Origin of the sequence: Chryseobacterium sp. NFX27, from assembly GCF_049887855.1 — a bacterium.
Classification (GTDB): Bacteria; Bacteroidota; Bacteroidia; order Flavobacteriales; family Weeksellaceae; genus Chryseobacterium.
The window spans coordinates 15,272-35,405 of sequence record NZ_JAGEKK010000002.1 but is presented as its reverse complement, the minus strand read 5'-3'; the positions used below and the strand labels follow the sequence as shown (position 1 = coordinate 35,405).

The window sequence follows — 20,134 nt, the reverse complement described above, 5'->3', positions numbered from 1 at the left end:
TTATTTCAGGATAACGTTAGCATTCACCAATATATTTTGGGCTTTATTCATATCTGCAGGCTTTACTTTGATCTCGTAAACGGCGTCCTGCAGCTGGTAATCAGGATAAGCGGTTGTAATATCCGCATATCTTGTGAGCTGTTTGATGTATACAACGGTTCCGGTGAGGGTTTCTTTATTATAAACGACCTGCATATTGACCTCCTGCCCTTTTTTGTATCGGGCAATAGCGCTTTCCGGAACTGTAAACCTGAAATAAGTGCTTCCCGGAATATATCCGTTGAATAAAGCAAAACCTGCCGTAGCCAGTTCACCCGTATTCAGGCTTATTGTTTCTATCTCCATATCATTCGTTGCGATAATGTATCTTTCGGAATAGGCAACATTAGCCTCCTGAAGGGCACCTTTGGCCTGTGAAGCCTGTCCTGCTGCCATCTCTACTTTTTCGAAACGGGTCCCTCTTTTTACATCATCCAATTCAGCAATTACCGCATCATATTGGGCTTTTGCCCCCTGAAGTTTTGCATACACCTCATCGTATGCCTGAGGAGACATGAGGCTGTCCCGGTACATATTATTGGCTCTTTTAAATGATTTCTGGGCAAATTCATACTGCTCCTTCAAGCCTTTGTATTTAGCCTGAAGCTGCCGAAGCTGATCTGCCGTAGCACCGTTTTTCGCCATCTGCTCCTGAGCCGTTGCAGCACTCACTGCGCCCTGAGCCTGTGCAATTTTCGCAGAAACCTCCGGCACATCAAGTAACGCCAGAGTATCGCCTTTTTTCACGGTTTGCCCCTCAGTTACATATATTTTCAGGATTCTTCCTGTGACTTTAGGAGCAAAAGAGATCACTTCTTTTTTAGTCTTGCCTTCGGAATCATTCAGGCTTTCTTTTTTTTCGTTGCAGCTCCCTACTAGAAAAAGAACAGCAAAGAGTATGAATATATTTTTATGCATCATTTTAATGGTAAGGGATTAATACAATTTGGTGATATCGAGCTCCTGAGTAGATCTCATCAGCTCTATTCCGGCTCTTCTCTGGTTAAAAAGGGCATTCTGGTATTCAAGTTCAACAATCTCCAGATCATTTTCAGCATCAATGAGCTGTGAAGATTTGCTCATTCCGTATCTGAATTCTTTTTCAGCCTGAATCAGAGCATTTTTGGCCAGTTCTTTTTCTTTGGCTTTTAAAGTGATCTGAGCAGTTGCAATATCGTAATTGGTTTGATTATTAGCCAGATTAAGCGTTAATTTTTTTAAGGCATCTTCTTTTTTATTCTGAAGAACTTCTTTTCCCACTTTTGCGGTTTCTTCTGCGTGTTTCCCTTCTTTTCCGTCAAAGATCTCCCATTTAAAGCCGACTCCAGCTGTGAATAAGGGAAGAATATTAACATTGGTAGGTCTCCAATCCAGTTTTGCGCCTTCATAGCCCAAAGCCGGAACTGCAGGAATGACATTTTCTGAAGTTTTGATACGGCTTCCGTACAGTCCGATATAGTATGCGGATGCCATCAGCTGTACTTTCGGGATCATCCAGGTTCTTTCCGCTTTTATTTTGTAGTCTGCGGCTGTTATTCCATGTTCCAGTGCGCGGACCTCCGCTCTTTCTTCTATTCCTTTTTCTGAAGGCAGCAGTTCTACGGGAGACAGCACAGGATCAATCATTCTGAGACGTTCTTTCTCAATTCCTGTCAGGATATACAGCTGGGTAAGAAGAAGCTCTTTTTTTCCTTCATATTCCACCATTTTAGCATCCAGGGTAGCCTGTGCCAGTTCTATTTTTTTATGATCATATGGAGTAATCAGTCCATAACCCAGAGCTTTATCGGCTGTTTTTCTGTTAATATCCAGCCTTTTTTTACTTTCATCCAGTACTTTTTTAGACTGATGAATCAATGCCAGCTGATCGTATGCCTTGGAAATATTAGCCACCACATCATCTTTGGTCTTTTCAAGGAGAATATCTTCGGAAATTTTCTTTTCTTCATTGGCTTTTTTCAGGTATTTTACCTTTCCGCCTGAATAGAGAAGCATTTTGGCATCTGCTTTTGCAATTCCTGAAAAACCTGAAACGTTAAGATTATTATTGAAACTACCTTCGGGAATATTGATAAAAGGCGCCAGATTAATTTCGGGCGATGTTAATCTTGCAGTAGCATTCAGGTAACCTACCTGTCCGCTCACTTCTAAAGTGGGAAGAAAGATATCTTTCAGTTTATGTGTGTCAAGATCTGTGAGTTTGTTTTGGGTTATCTGCATTTTAAGCTCGGAATCCCGGACCATTGCACTGTCTAAAAGTTCTTTAAAATCCGGCGCAGACTGTGCCCAACCAAAATTAGGGAAAGCCAAAAAACTAAACGTAAAAATCAATAAATTGTTTTTCATGGTTTATGTTTATAACAAATATAATGCAAAAATTTGTTAAATCATTGATGGTAATTCTTCAATATGGTAAATTTAAAATAAGTTTAAAAAATGTTTAGTTTTAATCCACTATTTGTGACAAGGATAGCAGATCCGTTTAACTTTAATTTGATGGATGTTTTAATTGGAAAAAATTGAATTTTCTTTATTCATAGGGATATTTGCCTTTCTAATTTTATTATTTATCTTTTTGAAACATTAAGATGAGTGAAGGATGTAAGAATAGTTAAGAGAAAATCTAAAGATTTTTTTAAGCGTTGTTCTTAAAGCAGGACTAATCTGAATATTCTTAAAAACTTAATTTCATCTTAATGGTCTAAAGCTTTCAACATATCTGTGAGAAAAAAGCTCCCGGTTTACATCATACCTGTCACAAACAAAAACTCCCCACAAAAATGTGAGGAGTCATTTATTTAGATTATTCAGATTATCTCTGAACCGCTGATTTCATTTTAGCATCGGGACGTAAAATCCTGTAGCGAACTTCAAGGTCTTTCGGTACGTAGAATACCAAAGGTAATTTGCTGTTGTATCTTACGATCTCAGGCTTAAGCGTTACAAATTTCTTAGTTTTCTTCTGATCCTGGCATGCCATCAAGGTACCACCTGCTTCACCATTCGACTCTACTTCATAATAGTTGTAGCCCCATCCCTGAAGATCCTGGGTTTTCACATTACCCATCAGGAAATATTTATTACAGTCCAGCATCTTTTCAGTACCTACAAAAAACTCTACTTTCAAATCGTTTTCATTTTTTGCAACAGGCAGCTGAATGTATACCTGCTTAAATCCATCTTTAGCTTTTGGGAACATCTCAATCTCCAGCTTCTCAAACTTTTCTGCTTTCTTTTGTGCGAAAGCATTTACACCTGCAAACATAATCAGTCCCGTCATTAAAGTTTTTGAAAATCTCATCTTATTTTATTTTAAAATTTTTACTAGTTCCCTATAGCCAAAAATCATTCCAAAATCTGAACAGCGCTTCCTTTTGTATGGGCATTCATCTGGGGAGCATAGTAATTCTGCATCGTGGTGATCCCATTGGAGAACTTACCTGCTGCATTGGAAACAAGGTCATATTCAAAGACGTATTTACCTTTCGGCATGTACTGAATATAGAAATTGGTAGAAGCATCTTTGGTAGACTGATAATAACCTAAGCTGTTTTTCCACTGGTATCCTGATAGTGCATCGGTTGGTTCGAAACCTGCAGCACGCATATCTTTAATATGAATAAATTCCATAGCTCTGTCTGTATTCAGGATCATTCTTACCGTTACTTTATCCCCTACTTTTAAAGGCGTGTCCGCTGAAATTTTCTGAAGTTCTTCTCCATTTACTGTTTTTACTTTTTTGTAAAGTTCTTTAGTGATCGAGATATAGTTTTCAGAAGATTTAATCTTATCTAAATCTTCATAATACTGCCAGAACAATCCTCCCTGTACAATTCCAGGACCTGGTTTGGTAACGGTAACGGTTCCTAAATTCTTATCTAACACGTCTGTTTTCACCGTTGATTTCACATAGCCTGTAGCCTGGGTTTGCGGGGCTAATTCTTTTCCACCCCAGACAATTGTTGCTTTGTCGCTTTCGGCACTTGTCCAAGATTTTCCTGAATTTAAGATTGTAAAGATCACTTCTGAGGTGCCTCTTGAGCTTCCCCATGAGTTGACTTCTTTCTGTGTGATCAGCCAGATCTTCATATCTTCGATCATTTTCTGATCATTAGGCTTTAGTATACTGAACGCTTCTAAAGCTCCTGCATGGTTTACTACTTTGGATCCGAACCAGCCCCAGTCGTTTAGGTTCTGTTTCCAGTAAACGCCCTGAGTTTTTGTGTCGGCAGAGGTTTCCTGCAGATAGTTCATTAATTTATCTGAAACATCTTTTAGACCGTAATCATTCATCAGTAAAGCTGCACGGTGAAGTCCGAAGAAGGTAAAATCTGTGATCTTAGCCGTTTTAGCTTTCTGTTTTACCAGTGATTTCAATGAAGCCCCTTTCCCTTTAAGCGGATGTTCTTTTTCCCAATAGTTTCGGGTATCAAGATAATCAATGGCCCAGTTGTTCCAGATGCTCTCCTTTACATTCCAGTATTTGTCGATTTCATTGTCAACATACTGAACCAGTTTTGTTACCAATTCTTTCTGTTCTGTTCCCTGATAATCTTTCGCATTATCTTTTAACCAGACATTGATCTTACCCAGGTTTTTAAGGATATACAGCGATGTTCCGTAAGAACTTGGATATCCCGGATACCATGAGAAGCCACCATCCGGGTTCTGAAGTTTTCTAAGATCTTCCCAATCCTGACTGATTGAATTTCTCATTGTGTTGGCATCAAATAAAAGGGCCAGTTTCTGCATCTGCTCGCCTTCATTTTTACTTTCCAGCACCCAGGGTGTTTCTTCCAGTAAAAGCTGTTTCAGTTCCTGATTTTTTTCCAGGTTTGAATTCAGTAATCCTTTATTCTGATATTCTTCAAAAACGGTCTTCATTTTCGGATTGGCCCTGAATATTTCCGAAGCCAACACATCTGCGAACCATTTGTTGAAAATTACATCGGCAGAACTGTTCTGATCATTTTTCAGACTTGGTAATGCAAACATGATTTCCCAGATCGGATTTGTGGTCAGTTCCAGGGTATTGGAAACATTGGTAATCGTTGCAGAGTTTGTATTGGTAAGGTTATCCAGAACAAAAGTTTTGGTTTCACCTTCTTTCACAAACACAGGGACAGCATCTGTTACCAGCATTCTGTTCGGAAGTACGGCAACCGCCTGCTGCTCTCCGTCTGAATAGGCTCCTGCTTTTGCCACCACTTTTAAAATGATGGAAGATACATTATTGGGAACTTTCAGTTTCCATGTTAATGCACTGTTTCCTTGTTCATTTAAATTAAAATTCTGCGTTCCTGCACTGATTCCGAATTTGGATGAAATATTTTCGTTCGTAAAGGCATCCAGAATCTGAAGCTCTGCTGAACCGCTTAATTTTTTATCGGTAAGATTGGAAAGTTTCGACTGAAGATTCAGTTCGTCTCCTTCTCTTAAGAATCGTGGATAATTTGGTGTTACAGAAAATTCTTTCTGTGTGACCACCTGTTTTTCCAGTACTGCTGCTCTGGCATCTTTGGTATGAGCCAGGAACATTAGCTTCCATTTGGTTAATGCTTCGGGAGAAGTAAATTCAAAGCTTACATTTCCTTCGGCATCTGTTTTCAGATCAGGATAGAAGAATGCGGTTTCGTTCAGGTTCTGACGTACGGGAACTTTTTCCAGGTTTTCTTTTACTGCTGTCATTTCATTTAAAGATACTGCTGAATCAGTCTGGGCTTCCTCATCCCCTACAGCTACTTCCATTTTTCTGGCCATCTTAGCCTGAGCTGCAACAGGAGCCGGCATTGCCATATTTTCAACCTGTATTCCGGCAACTCTTCCTCTCAGACCATAACTGCCAAAATCACCATCAAACCAGTTAAAACTCGGTACCTCTACATATCTTCCATTGTAATATTTCAATCTTTTCTGATAGTATTGCTGAAGCAGATACTGTCTGATATCATAAGAAGTTACAAGAGAATATGGAGTATATAAATTCTGCCAGCTAAATGTATTCACGGCAAACTGATCCAATGACATATCGTACATATTGGCCAGTACTTCTGCATTCACTTTTTCTTTATCGTTTCCTGAAACTTTTACCGTCCATTTTTCTTTTGAGTTCGGTTCCAGCTTGTCTCTGAAGGTAACGGTTTCAATTTTTACAGGCTGCTCCGTATCTTTTATTTTTAAAGTCACAGACTGGGTCTGCACATCATTGAATGCTGCAATCTGAAACTGGATATTCAATGCTGACACGCTTTTGTCTTTCGGAATATCTGTAGTGTATTCCAGGACGCCTTTTTTCATCTGATGTACTTCTGAAACCGTTTTCCCGGAACCGTCCTGAACAAATACGTTGACAATTGCATCCGGAACTGCGGAATAGACATACACTTTAGCCTTCTCTCCTCTTGAAAATTCCTTCTTAGGCTCAATAACGGTCAGGAATGTTTTCTGTGAAGGTTTTAAAGAGCCTTTGTCCCAGATACTGAAGTTCTGAGAAGATTTTATGGTGTCTTTTCCTTCGATATTATAAAGTTCAAGCTGATAATCGCCAGCTTCCAGCTTTCCTAAATCCAATTCCGTGGCCGGTTGCTGCTGTTTTTCAGAAATTACTTTTTCTGCTTTCAGGTTTTTGGTCTCTTCGGTTTTATCAAAAAGATCGTGTGGAAATTTGCTGATGAATTCTTCTCTGGAATATTTCGGAAGGTCCTGAACTTCTGCTGCAAAATTATCTCTGAAAATCCTATTCGGTACTGCTAATTTTGACAGTTTAACGTTATATGATTTTTTAAGATCCTGTTCATTATAATTCAGGGTTTCTACTTTCAGTTTTACATTTTCATCACTGAACGTATTCTTGATTCCGTCAGCTTTAATATAATGGGAAACAGAAGCTACTTTCAACTGTGTGTTGGCAGACTGAGTTTCACCGTTGATATCCGTCACCGAAGCGTTAATTTCATAATTATCAATCTGAATTCCCTCCAGTTTTTCGTCTTTTTTAAGATCAAGACGGATTACAAATTCTCCTTTTTCATTGGTTTTAGCTTCGCCAAGGATAGAATTTTCATTATCGTCACCACGCGGATACCACCAGAAATATCTCCATCTGATGTTGTGTTTTTTGATCTCGTAACTAACGGTCGTGTTACTCAAAGCCACTCCGGAAAACATCATTGCTTTTCCTTTCAGTTCTATGGTCTGTCCGTATTTGTATTCTTCTTTTACAGGATCAAAAGTCACTTCAAACTTCGGTCTTTTATATTCTTCAACCCTTATGTCTTTATACCCCTGAGATCCTTCCTCTGTTCTAAGGTAAAAAACTCCGTTCAGCTGGCCTTTCGGAAGAATAAAGCTTCCATGATAAGATCCGAATTCATTCGTTGAAAAACTCTGGGAAGAAACTTCCTGACTGTTGGCATCCAGAAGTGTGATCTTCTGTTTTAAACCCGAAATGACAGCTTCTGTTTCTTTATCTATTTTAGTATTGATTACTTTGAAGTAAACAGTCTGTCCAGGCCTGTAGATGGCTCTGTCCGTAAAGATCTGCGCCAGGGTGCGGGTCTGTTTGTTTGGGTTGTAGTCTTCTGCATTTCCGTTATTTCCATACACCTGCATGATCTGGAAATCATTGGTCTTTGGCTGGCGGATGAGGAAAGTTCTGTAATATTCTTTGCTGTCTGTGGAAGGGAATTTAAAAACACCGTTCGCATCAGTTTTTCCGTCAATTTTATTTAACGTTTTATTGGCAACAAATTCATAGAAAGCAAGATTTTCATTCGCTGCAGGCTTCCCGTTTTCACTATTGACCAGCTTCAATATATTGGAAAGCTGATTTCTATCTGTTTTGGTTTGATAGATCACTCTGTTTCCGGAAACAATGAAATAGAAATTCTGTCTGGAATTACCGTCTTTTATATCAGATCCTGCAACAGCATATTCCACGACGTAGATTCCGGAAGGAAGAGGTTTTATCTCCAGAGAGGTTTTATGAACCTGATAATCTTTGGAATCGCCAAGCTGGAAGGTTTCTTTTCTTACCAGGCTTTTTTTAACCTTTCCAAAAGTATTGTTATAAGAATTCTGTACATACTGCATCAGTGTTGTAAAATCTTCTTTTACTTCATAAATGTTCAGAGAAAATTCCGCCACATTCTTATGGTCTGCTACAAAATGAATCGGCAGGTTATTCTGGGTCTGCTGTTCGTATTTAATCGTAAGAAACGGATTAATGATCTGGTTTTCTTTATTTTTTATGTTCTCAATGAATGGAGATTTAGGATACTGATTCCTGGCCTGAGCTGCGATGGCTAAAGCTTCTTTTTCTTTCTTTTTAGCCAGAAGCTCATTCATGATATCTTCCATGATGATCACTTTGTAATCTCCTTCGGTATCAGATTTCAAAAGATTCTGAAGCTGCTCAAGTTTATCTTTACATTGATTATAATTACAGTTTTCCGTCAGCTTTTCTTTCATGAAATACAGTTTCGGATTTCCGCTGTTCTGGGCAATCAGTTCATCAAAAATGGCATTAATCTGTGTTCTGTTTTCACTAAGCTCGTTTTTTGTAAAAAGACCATTTTCAGAGAGAAAACTGATCTTTTTCATAGAATACCATTCATATACAGTCGGGAAATAAGCAACATCCTTAATTTCCGTAAAAATATCCTTATACTTTGACAGGGAAATTTTCTTCATCTCCTGCTTCTGCTGGTCAAGTTCCTGATAGCTTTTCTTCAGATAGTTTTTAAAGTCAAGCTTAGTCCAGGTTTCGATCTGGGAAAGATCCTGAGAATTGATATTGGTTCGGCTTTCTATTTCCCACGAATTCTGATCATAGTAATCCATAAAGAAACCGTTCAGAAGCACATTATATACCAATTTACCTTCTCCTTTTAGTTTAACATCTGTTTCCTGAAGTTTCTTAAAAAATTGGGATGCAGAATCATTCTTATCATCATCTACCGTTTGGTTGACGATGCTGAATTCCGCTTTCAGGGAACGGATAAGCTGTATGGTATTATTTTCTTTCATCGCGTGGTTTTGTATGTCTAAAATGATGGGAAGATTAGATTTATAGGCACCTTTCGCACTGTTTTCAGTCACTTTTTTCCACTGGTCGTCGTAATATTTTTGCGCCGAAACAGCAGAAAAGCTCAGCATTAGAAGCAAAAGCATAAAAATCTTGGAAAATCTTTTCATATATGTTATTTTTGATAAATGAATTTCTTAAAAATACTGAAAAAAACTGTTATTGACAGCCAAATTTATGTCTCCGTTATGGGAACTTTATTTGCAGTATTTTTCATGAAAGAGCAAAACACATTCCGTTTCCCAACTGTAATGCTTATTTTCATTACTTATTTCAGCGGTTACCTTTACACAAAATACCAATATACCAGGCACTTTTTGAAAATACTGGTTTTGAACGCAGTAGCGGGCATTATTTGTGCTTTTCTGATCATCCATAATCATAATGAAATAAGACTTCTGAAATGGTTTATCATTGTGGTTCTGGGACTACTTTACAACAGTTTTTTCCTGGATATCTATATCCGGAAGATTCCATTGCTGAAAGTATTTTATGTAGGCCTGGTCTGGGCACTGGTCAACTGCTGGCTTACACTTCCTGAATTCAGTCTTCCTATTTTTCTGATCAGCTTCTTTTTTATAACAGCACTCGTTCTGCCTTTTGATATCCGGGATATGAAAAGTGATACGGTACAGACTTTTCCCAAGCTGATCGGTGTACAGAATACAAAATACATTGCCTATCTGCTTGTGTTTATCAGCCTACTTATTTCCGCAATTTACCTTAAACCTATTTTCGGAACCGCATTTTTTCTATCGGGAATCATCACCTTTATCCTGATCTATTTCTCTGAAAATAAAAGAGATGACACTTATTTTTCTTTCGGGATAGAAACCTGCTCTGCACTTCCTTTTTTATTTTTACTAATAATGGAGTATTTTTGACGAATGATTATCAAAAAGCTTTCCCTTTACAATTTCAAAAACCACTCGGAGAAGAAGTTTGAATTTTCTCCGCAGATCAACTGTTTTGTGGGAAACAACGGCGCCGGAAAGACCAATATCCTGGATGCGCTTCATTATTTATCTGTAGGAAAAAGTTTTTTAGGGAATACTGATGTTAACAATATCAAAAGAGAGGAAGATTTTTTTACCATTGATGCAGAAGTTCTGAATGAAGACACTGAAGACATTATTAAAATCTCTCAGCCCAAAGAAGCTAAAAAAATCATTAAAAAGAATGATAAAAGCTACGACAGGCTTGCAGACCATATCGGCTATCTGCCGAGTGTGATGATCTCACCGTATGACTCCAACCTGATTTCGGATTCGGGGGAAAGCCGGAGAAGATTTCTGGATTCTATGATATCTCAGACCGATTCGGAGTATCTTTTTGACCTGATCCAATATCAGAAAACGGTACAGCAGAGAAATGCGCTGTTAAAATATTTCGCTAAAAACAGAACCTGGGACAAGGCCTCTCTGGAGATCTATGATGCTCCAATCACAAAATTCGGGACCCGTATTTTTGAGAAAAGAAGAAATTTTGTTGAAAAACTCGGGCCTATTGTTCAGAATTTTTACCGGATTATTTCCGGAGGAAAAGAAATGGTTTCCGTTTACTATCAGTCTGATTTAAGTGAAGGCTTCGATTCCGCTCAGCCTGACAGTGCTTTTCAGACCCTTTTAACGGAAAGTCTCGACAGAGACCGGATGCTGACTTACACTTCAAAGGGAATCCACAAAGATGATCTTCTTTTTGAAATGGATCATGTATTAATCAAAAAAACAGGATCACAGGGTCAACAGAAATCTTTTCTCATCTCTTTAAAGCTGGCTCAGATGAGTCTTGTAAAAGAGCTGACAAAAAAAACTCCGATCCTTCTTCTTGATGATATTTTTGATAAGCTTGATGATACTCGGGTTTCCCAACTGATCGAGCTGGTTAATCAGGAAAGTTTCGGACAGATCTTCATTACAGATACGCACAGAGAACGTACGGAAAGTGTAGTAAAGAAAATCAACGAGGAAAGTATAATTTTTGAGGTTTGATGAGGGTCCGGGATGCGAGTTTCGAGATTCAGGATCTGGAGTTAGAATTGATATCCAGTCTTAAAAGTATTGTAATTTTGAAATCATTCCATAATCCACATTTAACCATATTATCCCGAAACTTAAAAACCCGAAACCCGCTAACATGAAAAAGAATAAAAAACGTGAATTTCAATCCTCGGAACTTGTAAAATCTTTTGCAAGAATCCATGGTTTTGAACATAAACTGATTGCTTTTGAAATTAAGGATTTTTTGGAAGATTATCTGGACGAAAGTCTTTTTAAGGAGATCAAAAGCGTTAATATTGAAGACAAATGCATCATGATCAGAATTGATTCTCCTTTACTTAAGCATGATTTTCAGATGCGTAAAAGTTTTTATCTTAAAAAATTCCAGGATAAGTTCGGAGAGGATAAATTCAATGATTTACGTATTCTATAAACTTTTTTTATGAATGATAGTCAATTTTAAATTTAATATTATATTTGAGAACAATATTAAATCACCTAAAAATGAAAAAATCAATTAAAAAACTAAACAGAGAAAATTTAAGACAAGTTATGGGTTCCGGAGGAAAGGTATGCTGCCAGACTGTTTGTGCCACGGGGGAATGTACCTACTACACTGTTCTTCCGGCTACATGCCCAATATTGGAACCTTGTGTATAATAGTATCTGATTTTTGTTAAATAGCTTCTATTTACCTATTTTTAGAACAAAACGCTCTTTCCGGAGCGTTTTATCATTTAGTTATATTAATGATCCTCGGATTTATTCGATATCGTACTGCTCATCAGGTCATCGGCCTTTTTATCCAATCCTGAACGCAACGGGAAGAAAAACTTAAACGGATGCTTTACAAAATATTTGAAAATCTCCCTGTAAATTTCACTTACCTGCCCAAAGTTCATTTTCCTTGATCTGAATGCTAAAAACATAGACAGGCTAAAGCTTATCAGGAAGTTGAAGAATCCAATCAGGAAAACGGTGAAGAAGGATATCCAGAAGGTATAGGAGTCCACTGAAAAATCTTTTCCGTAAAGCCCTAACGCAAAGTTTCCGGCTGCAAAAGTAATGTGCCTGATATCAAGATCCAATCCAAAAAATAAGCCTACCGGAGCTGTTGCCCCTAAAAATACTCCAAACCAGAAATTGGAAACGATTCCCGGCCAGTTTTTAGCATAATATTTAGATAAGCTTTTCGCAAATTTCTTTCCTAAAAAGCTTCTGATGGAAAGATTTTTTGCAATCCTTTCCGGAATCTGGTAGAAGACTGAATTGTTCCCTATATTCCCCGAAATAATTCCTGAAATAAACAGGTAAAATCCTGCAATACTGGCATGTAATACAGCTTTTGACTTGAACGGATCAAGGTCTTTCAGTAATTTATCTGATCGTTCTACGGCTAAATTCTGGGAGAAAAATACATCCAACCCATAAATAATTGCCAGCGCAATCGGAAATGAAAGAAGTACATTTCCCACAAAGGCAATGAACTGGCTTCTGAAAAGCTTTGATACAAGATGGGCAAATTCAGTATTATTACGCTTGCTGTTTCCCTCTTCAGACAGAACTTTGGTCATCGTAGCAGCAGTCATTGCAGGCTGTTTGGTAGCCAGTGTAAAACCCATCAGATAAATCATAATGAACCCCATCGCATAGTTCATCGAGTACAGGAAAGCATGTGAAAAATCACTTCCGGGAATATATCCGTAAAGCATTTTCAAAACACAAAGCGCACCCACGATGATCCCTCCTCCGCTGGCTTTATAAAACATGGTCATATACTCCTTCCGGGTAGATGTAATGTAATGGGTACCGGTTTCTGCCGTGTGGTTGGTAATAAGATGCGAGAGCAGACGTGTGCTGTCGTTGATCAGGTCTGCAATATTATTTTTATGGGACTTGTAATTAAGTATATTAAAGATCAGCTGTTTAGATTTTATGGTAATATCCTGTTCATTATCAATCACCAAAAGCTGTACGATCTCATAGATCCTTTCGGTCTGCTGACGGATTTTAAGCAGCGACTGGTTGATCTTTCCGGAAATCCCATATTTAGCAGAATTTTTAAAAGCAATGTTGACAAATTCATGGCAATGCTCCGTATAGATCTTAATCTGCTTGTAACGGCTGTCTTTGGAATGAAGCTGAAGCTCGGGATCATTTTTAAGGTCTTCGGTAAGTGCTTCCAGCTCATTCTGAAGTGCCAGAAAAGGATTATCCAGATTTCTGTACTGAGGTGCCATTCTTACGACCTCCACTTCCATAGCCATACCTGTAACACGCCAGGAAAGAATGCTCATGGAAAAGATCAGTTCTTTTTTGACATTCGGCTTAATGATAAAATCTGTAGCCCCGAGAAGGTTTAAAAACTCATCAATTTCATTCTCGGGAAGATTGTGAAGATATTTCAGATCACTTTTGGGTCTGAAACTGACATTATCAATCATGTACCACACCGTTTTCTCATTTTCTACGGGCGGCAGTATTTTATTAAGGATTCTTTTTTTCAGTTCCGGAAAGAAGGCATTTTCTGAAAGAATATTAGCTTCGGTAAGGGAAAGATTAAAAGGTCTTCCTTTAAAAATATTATGGATGTAATGTTTAAAATTCTCAGCAAAATCCGGATTATTTTTCAGAAAATTAAGAACATCTGTAAAATCTGCCCTTTTAATGCTCTCTAAAAACTCGGCAAATGGTTCTAAAGAAATAGTCTCGTTCTTAAAAGAGAAATATTTTTTAAGAACTGATTCAAAATTTGTGCTGGAATTAAAAAATTTCATTAGGGCAAAGATACTATTTCAAACTCACATTCCTCATCTGTCTCACGATCCAATTGTGTTTCTTTCTTAAATAAGGGGATGGATTTTTAGGATCATATTTCTTTGGATTAGGCAGTACAGCGGCAATCCATGCTGCATCTGAAGCACTTAAATCTTTGGATGATTTTCCAAAATAATACTGAGCGGCGGCTTCTACCCCAAATACGCCCTGCCCCATTTCTATAGAGTTCAGATATCTTTCTAAAATGATATCCTTGTTCCACACTTTCTCAATAATAAAGGTGTAAACAGCTTCCAGTCCTTTTCTGAACCAGCTTCTTCCCTGCCAAAGGAAAACGTTCTTTGCAGTCTGCTGGGAAATGGTACTTCCGCCACGAATCCTCTTTCCCTTCTCGTTATTCTTCATTGCCTTTTCAATGGCTGTATAATCAAAGCCGTTATGATTAAAGAACTTCTGGTCTTCTGAAGCAATAACCGCTTTTTTAACATTATTCCCCATTTCATCGTAGGAAATATAATCCCTGTGCAATTTTCCAAACTCGAAAAGACCTCCAATCTGCGTAATGGTAATCGGCGGATTAAAAAATCTGCCCCAAATAATAAAAACTACATTCAGGACAAGAATAATAAAGATAGCCTGTTTAACTTTTTTCCACATAATTTTGTCTAAAGGAACTGCAAAAATAAGCAATTCGCCCGAGTTATTGAAGCTCTTTCATATAGGTTAGCTGATATTCCGGAAGAAGTTCGGGATGAAAGATCCTGATGTAATCTTTCAGAATAAGGTCAGCACGTACAGCGCCGCTTTCGAAAAAGTCATTGGCTTTCTGTTTTTCTTTTCCGGCAACAGTATAGATCTTTCCTTTGTTGAATACTTCCAGTTTTCCGTAAAAAGGATTTCCGGTCAGCATTTCTTTTCTTGATGTATGATTTCCTGCATTCACCCAATATTGTACGCTGCCTGATTTTGCATATACTTCTTCAAAGCTCATCGTGAGAGACTTTTCTTCTTTATTATCTTTCATGATATAGGAAGCATTGGCATCTGTAATATAATTGGCCATAGAGGTTTTTCCGCCAGGCAGATACCATACATCTCCATACATTTCGTTGGCCAGTACAACAGGTTTTTCTTTTGCTTTTAATGCCAGCTGTTTCAGATCATTATAGTTTTTTTCAATTTCCTTATATTTCGTTTCTGCTTCTTTCTCTTTTCCAAAGAATTCTCCAAAAATATTGATGTAGGCTGCTTTTTCTAGCGGAAGCTGTTCCATATATTCATCCAGAAAAACCACCTGAATTCCATTATTTTTCAGAAGCTGATAGGCATTGTCGAAACTTGCAATATAATTGGTAAAAACAGCATCCGGCTTCATGGAAATGATCTTTTCTACATCATATTTCTGCTCACTTCCTACATTCTGGATTTTTCCTTCTTTTAAAAGCTTCTGAATTTTCTCTGAATAAATGTACTCCGGACTGGACACTCCGACAACGAGATTTTCGGCTCCCAATTCAGAAATATATCCTGCCATGCTTGCATTTAAAAGGATTATTCTCTTAAACGGAGTCTGATCCGATTTAAAATTATAGGTGAAATTCCCTGACTTCAACTCTAAAAGACCGTCATGCTCTTTAAATTGAGTACGGCTGGATATATTAGTCCAGTCCGAGGACGATTTTTTTTGTTCTCTTTTACAGGAGGTTAGCGCTATAACTGTAAATAAAAGTAAAATTCTCTGTTTCATCTTTCAAAGAAAAGAAAAAAGTGCTATATTTGCAAACCTTAAAACATCAAGGAAACAATGGCCTCGTGGCGCAACTGAATAGCGCATCTGATTACGGCTCAGAAGGTTACAGGTTTGAATCCTGTCGAGGTCACACCATGGTCATCAGAATTTAAAAAATTTTGGTGACCATTTTTTTTCGCCCCTATATTCTTCTTTATCAGGAAGATATGTTCAGCGAAACTGTTCATTCTAGGTGTTTGAAAATGCGTTCCTGTAAAGGTTATCTTTTCGGGATACATCAAACCAATTATTGCTCGCTTATCATCGGTATCTGCATGCTTGTACCGTTCCGATATATCAGAAATTCCATTTATTGCTTTCTCCATTTTGGTGTGGATTTCATTTGTAGTATCAGATGCCTTTAATACACTTAAGTTATATTCTAGATCTTCCAATTCTCGGCCGTATCGTTGTTTTATACTTCTAAAATCTTTCTCGTCCAATTTATCTGATAAATACATATCTCGAGCCTTATCAATCCTTTTCCTTATATGAATCGATCTTAGCTGTTAAAAGTACTTCCCTTCTATTTGAAATATTATAATTCAATGATACGCTATCCTATAAGAATCTGAATTACAAAATTATACATCGTTATTTATTTCACTTTATATGTAATAAAGTAATGTGGTAAATTGTCTTACAGTCAAAAACATTCTTTAATTTTAGAAGGTATTACAAACATATTATTTCATGAAAAAAATTATTTCGACATTGATCTTCCTCATATTGATTTCTTGTTCAACTTCGGCTCCCATGAGTAGCGATTTTGATAATAAAAAAATTGAACAAATATCTGACTCTATTCAAATTGAAAATGTCACCGTCAAAAACGTATTTAAGTATCAAATATTAGCTCATCAGTCTTTCAGGTATTAAAAGCAATAATTATAATATAACTTAAAAAATGGGAAATTCTCAAAACCAAAATCACTGGTTTAAGCACTTAAAAGGAATAAAAATTCTTTTGACTTTATTATTCTTTTTGTTTTCTTTCAGTAGATCAATGGCTTGTACTGTATTTGTTCTTACCGATGGAAAAAAAACTTACTTTTTTAACAATGAAGATTTTACGAACACTAAAACAAGGATTTGGTTTGTTCCAAAAGGGAAAGGTCATTTCGGATGTGCGTATGTAGGTTTTGATGATGGTGAAGGCCAAGGTGGGTTAAATACAAAAGGATTAGCTTTTGATTGGGTTACTGTTGATGGTGATAGTTACACCGTTGACCCCAACTATGTGCCTGATAAAAAATTAATTAAGCTGAACAAAAATACCAGTCAATGGATGCTTGAAAGATGCAAAACAGTGAAGGAAGCAATTAACTTTTATCAGACATACAGTGAACCTGCTTTCGCAAGAACAACCTTATTTATCGCTGACAAATCAGGAAACTCAGTAGTAATAGGTTCTAAAAACGGTAAATTATATTTTGATACGACCTCGAAAAGCAGGGGTTCGGGTTACGGAGAAACTACTTTTCAGAAATTACATAAAACGGAAAATGTCCCAACCATTAGCGAAGGCTCAGAAATTTTGAGGCAATGTGCAGTGGCAGGCAGTGGCGGTACTAAGTACTCAAATTCTTATAATTTACACACAGGCGAGATAGAGTTTTATAATTTTGCCAATCCAAGAGAAAACACAAAGTTTAGCCTTTCAGATGAACTAAAAAAGGGAGCACATTATTATGAAACATCTAAAATTACCGCTCAAATAAATCAATCTGTGGTGCCTTTAACCTTAAATATGAATAGGCATATTCTGACCATGTATCAGCCACTAAAAAACCAAGAACATAAAATAACAGCTAAAATCCAATATTTATTTAGTGAGGTGACAAGTGGTAAATTGAAATACGACGACCTTTCAGATAGTTTTACGAACGACCTAAAAAAATCCGAAGAGAACATAAAAGCGATTTATGGAAGATTCGGAAATTTAAAATCTTTGGAATTGATATATAAAGCGAAAGTTCAAAATTCAACTGATTACAGCTATATAATGAAATTTGAAAATGTTAGTATCCTTTGGCAGTTTCTGTTTAATGACCAACATAAAATATATGACTTTAACACCTTGAGTATCGTTTGGAAATGACAAGTGTATACTGCTGCCGACACTTCCACAAAAATGCAGAGTATTTACATCTGCTTAATCTTTGATTGGAGTTTTAATTATCCCTCGGTTGGAATGGGGAGATTGTGCATTCTTAAGAATGAAAGCTTGTCCCAATACCCGCGTTGAAATTTTATTTTGCCATCTACAATATTAAAAAATCCACATCCTCTTAAACCCAGAGGGTCTTTCCATTCCAATATTGCCCAATCTCCGTCTTCGAAGATATTCTCAGGAATGCACGTCATTTCAGCGTTACCGAATTCAGCAGCAAACATTTCTCGTATTGCCGCTTTCCCCTCTATCGGTTGATTAGCCACCTGATGGTTGATCGCATCCCCATGATATAATTCAGCAATTTCTTCTGCGTTTCCCGCGTTGAAAAGTTTAATCCACTGCTCTAAGAGTTCTCTTGGTTTCATTATTTAAGCTTCTTTGATAACAAATATAAGCATATGAGTATTATGGATCTACTATTCAACTCAAAATTAGTTACTATAACAAACCAACGCCTTCCATTAATTCTGACAGTGTACCTCCAGCCTCATTTTTCACCTTTAAATCAATTAAAAAAAATAATAATTTACGAGAGAATTCTAATATAAACGTTTAGCGGTAGCGGATCCATGTTTTACATAGAGGCTTATGTAAAAACCTTACTGGGATTCTTTAATATTTCCTCTTAAAGTCTTAGGGAGGTTCTCAGGTTGTTTTACATATTTTCTTCACTTTTCAACAACAACTTCAAATAAGCTCGGGTAACTCTTTATGATGCCTTTTGAATCTACCTGAATAGTCGAAGAGAAATCTGAATCACAGTTTTCATATAAGTAATGATCCTTGGAGGTACGTGAATACCGTTGCTTAACTGCTTTAAGCTCATTTCCTAGAATGTCTATATAAAGAACATCAATATCCCGCTGTTCACCAATTTTCATATGCAGATTGTTAATAGGAAGGCTATTTGTAAAGGGAGTTACAGAAATATCTATATACCGTAAACCCTGGAATTCAGGCCTCTGGGTATCGTTAATTATCCACTCCTCCCCTTCCTTTTTTCCAAGTATCACTGTGGCTCCGTCAATTTCAGTTTTTATCTCAAATTCCTGCACACACCAATCCGGATTTATTTTTAAGACATAACTCACGTCATAAATCCTACCTTGATAAGTTCCAGCGACGATTGACTTAACAGCAAGCCTACCAGCTGGTTTCTCAATCTCGCAATGTTCCCGCCATTTATATAACAAACCACGCCATACTATTAAATTCATGTTCAAAACCCTTCAATTATTCTTATTTCCCAGCATACTTTTCGATGGCTTTTTTCAAATCAATGCCCTTTCCAAGTACTGGTTTAAAAATATCTCCTTCATCGTTCATCCGCTCAATAGCTTTTCGGATATGGAAATCACTAATTTTTAATCCCTTTTTCACCTCATCCCAATGCAGTGGCATAGAAACAGTAGCACCAGGCTTCGGTCTTACTGAATAAGCTGCTGCAATCGTCGCATGCGGACGATTCTGCAAGAAGTCTAAGTACATCTTACCCTTTCGGTCTTTAATAGCACGTTCAATACTCGTAAAGTCAGGAAGCTCATTATGCACCAAGGTCACAATCACTCGCGCAAATTCTTTGGACTGCTCATAGGTATATTTGTTCCCAAGCGGGATATAAATATGTAATCCGGTAGAACCACTGGTTTTGCAATAACTCTCCACTCCCATATCATCAAGGATGCTTTTGGTGACTTGTGCGGCTTCGATAACTTGATCTTCATTGACTTCAACAGCCTCTGAGTTATTCTTTTTGTCCGGCAGGGTTGTTTTCTTTTTTGCCATACCTCTAGTTTTACAATTAAAGAGTGCATTATATCCACCCTTCATTAAACTGTGAGGCAGGGCGGATCAGTTTATTATTAAACCTATTTACCGTGACGTTTCTTTAGATATGCCTCCAAGGTTTTCCGGTCATTAGATCCTGTTGCACGCATTGCTCCAGCGACAGCCTGAGAACTGACGCCCATTTTGTCTTTGAAGTATTGGATTTCGTAATTTTCAGAACCACTCACTTTGTTACGATCTTGATGACCTTTATTTGTTTTGTTATCTGCCATGATATTAGATTTAAGTGGGTTATGATTTATATTTTACAAAAGTCACACCGTTTCATTACATTGATTTTATGGTAGAACAGCAATAAACCTGAATTCGATTGTTTTCTTTCGTCAACAGTCAGGTTATACGAGAAATTTTTCTTTTGTACTCATTCTTACGTATTCAAAACTGGATTAAATCTTACCAAAATTCAAATGCGGCAATAG

16 protein-coding genes and 1 tRNA gene are annotated in these 20,134 nt (G+C 37.3%); 5 read left to right on the top strand and 12 right to left on the bottom strand.

What is annotated here, in order from left to right; translation table 11 throughout:
• From J4Q03_RS02715 to J4Q03_RS02700, 4 genes are all read right to left on the bottom strand, one after another.
• Positions 1-957 (bottom strand): HlyD family secretion protein, encoded by a 957-nt coding sequence (locus J4Q03_RS02715; protein WP_426046965.1) that lies wholly within the window; start codon positions 955-957, stop codon positions 1-3.
• An 18-nt stretch (positions 958-975) separates the two neighbouring features.
• Positions 976-2,385 (bottom strand): TolC family protein, encoded by a 1,410-nt coding sequence (locus J4Q03_RS02710; RefSeq protein WP_426046683.1) that lies wholly within the window; start codon positions 2,383-2,385, stop codon positions 976-978.
• Between the two features lie 466 nt (positions 2,386-2,851).
• Complete coding sequence (gene eco / locus J4Q03_RS02705; RefSeq protein ID WP_426046682.1) at positions 2,852-3,340, bottom strand: serine protease inhibitor ecotin; 489 nt, start codon at positions 3,338-3,340, stop codon at positions 2,852-2,854.
• Between the two features lie 44 nt (positions 3,341-3,384).
• Positions 3,385-9,234 (bottom strand): alpha-2-macroglobulin family protein, encoded by a 5,850-nt coding sequence (locus tag J4Q03_RS02700; RefSeq protein WP_426046681.1) that lies wholly within the window; start codon positions 9,232-9,234, stop codon positions 3,385-3,387.
• Between the two features lie 78 nt (positions 9,235-9,312).
• On the opposite strand from J4Q03_RS02700, the gene J4Q03_RS02695 reads away from it, so the two are divergent.
• From J4Q03_RS02695 to J4Q03_RS02685, 3 genes are all read left to right on the top strand, one after another.
• The gene (locus J4Q03_RS02695; RefSeq protein WP_426046680.1) at positions 9,313-10,008 is read left to right on the top strand and encodes a hypothetical protein; all 696 of its coding nucleotides are present in this window, start codon (positions 9,313-9,315) and stop codon (positions 10,006-10,008) included.
• Between the two features lie 3 nt (positions 10,009-10,011).
• Entirely contained in the window at positions 10,012-11,115 is a 1,104-nt protein-coding gene (gene recF, locus J4Q03_RS02690; RefSeq protein WP_426046679.1) for a DNA replication/repair protein RecF, read from the top strand.
• A 145-nt stretch (positions 11,116-11,260) separates the two neighbouring features.
• Entirely contained in the window at positions 11,261-11,557 is a 297-nt protein-coding gene (locus tag J4Q03_RS02685) for a DciA family protein (protein WP_426046678.1), read from the top strand.
• Positions 11,558-11,870: 313 nt separating this feature from the next.
• Here the strand turns inward: J4Q03_RS02685 and J4Q03_RS02680 are convergent, their stop codons facing one another.
• The 3 genes from J4Q03_RS02680 to J4Q03_RS02670 are packed head-to-tail and all read right to left on the bottom strand — an operon-like array spanning position 11,871 to position 15,649.
• Positions 11,871-13,901 carry a recombinase gene (locus J4Q03_RS02680; protein WP_426046677.1) on the bottom strand — a complete coding sequence of 677 codons (2,031 nt, stop codon included), beginning with the start codon at positions 13,899-13,901 and terminating at the stop codon, positions 11,871-11,873.
• 13 nt (positions 13,902-13,914) lie between these two features.
• Positions 13,915-14,559, bottom strand: coding sequence for a monofunctional biosynthetic peptidoglycan transglycosylase (mtgA, locus tag J4Q03_RS02675; RefSeq protein ID WP_426046676.1), 645 nt, complete (start codon positions 14,557-14,559; stop codon positions 13,915-13,917).
• 43 nt (positions 14,560-14,602) lie between these two features.
• On the bottom strand, positions 14,603-15,649 hold the full coding sequence (locus tag J4Q03_RS02670) for an ABC transporter substrate-binding protein (protein ID WP_426046675.1): 1,047 nt from the start codon (positions 15,647-15,649) through the stop codon (positions 14,603-14,605).
• 59 nt (positions 15,650-15,708) lie between these two features.
• Here J4Q03_RS02670 and J4Q03_RS02665 point away from each other — a divergent pair.
• Positions 15,709-15,782 (top strand) — tRNA-Arg (locus tag J4Q03_RS02665).
• Here the strand turns inward: J4Q03_RS02665 and J4Q03_RS02660 are convergent.
• Positions 15,748-16,152 (bottom strand): hypothetical protein, encoded by a 405-nt coding sequence (locus J4Q03_RS02660; RefSeq protein WP_426046674.1) that lies wholly within the window; start codon positions 16,150-16,152, stop codon positions 15,748-15,750. The two genes, J4Q03_RS02665 and J4Q03_RS02660, sit on opposite strands and share 35 nt — an antisense overlap.
• A gap of 446 nt (positions 16,153-16,598) precedes the next feature.
• Here J4Q03_RS02660 and J4Q03_RS02655 point away from each other — a divergent pair, with 446 nt between their 5' ends.
• Positions 16,599-17,792 carry a hypothetical protein gene (locus tag J4Q03_RS02655; RefSeq protein ID WP_426046673.1) on the top strand — a complete coding sequence of 398 codons (1,194 nt, stop codon included), beginning with the start codon at positions 16,599-16,601 and terminating at the stop codon, positions 17,790-17,792.
• Positions 17,793-17,869: 77 nt separating this feature from the next.
• Here J4Q03_RS02655 and J4Q03_RS02650 read toward each other — a convergent pair whose 3' ends face one another.
• The 4 genes from J4Q03_RS02650 to J4Q03_RS02635 form a co-directional block, all read right to left on the bottom strand.
• Positions 17,870-18,232: a nuclear transport factor 2 family protein gene (locus J4Q03_RS02650; RefSeq protein WP_426046672.1), complete on the bottom strand. Its 363-nt coding sequence runs from the start codon at positions 18,230-18,232 to the stop codon at positions 17,870-17,872.
• Positions 18,233-18,535: 303 nt separating this feature from the next.
• Complete coding sequence (locus tag J4Q03_RS02645; protein WP_426046671.1) at positions 18,536-19,084, bottom strand: putative glycolipid-binding domain-containing protein; 549 nt, start codon at positions 19,082-19,084, stop codon at positions 18,536-18,538.
• Positions 19,085-19,106: 22 nt separating this feature from the next.
• Complete coding sequence (locus tag J4Q03_RS02640) at positions 19,107-19,652, bottom strand: hypothetical protein (RefSeq protein WP_426046670.1); 546 nt, start codon at positions 19,650-19,652, stop codon at positions 19,107-19,109.
• 83 nt (positions 19,653-19,735) lie between these two features.
• Entirely contained in the window at positions 19,736-19,927 is a 192-nt protein-coding gene (locus tag J4Q03_RS02635; RefSeq protein WP_426046669.1) for a DUF3606 domain-containing protein, read from the bottom strand.
• Positions 19,928-20,134 lie beyond the last annotated feature (207 nt).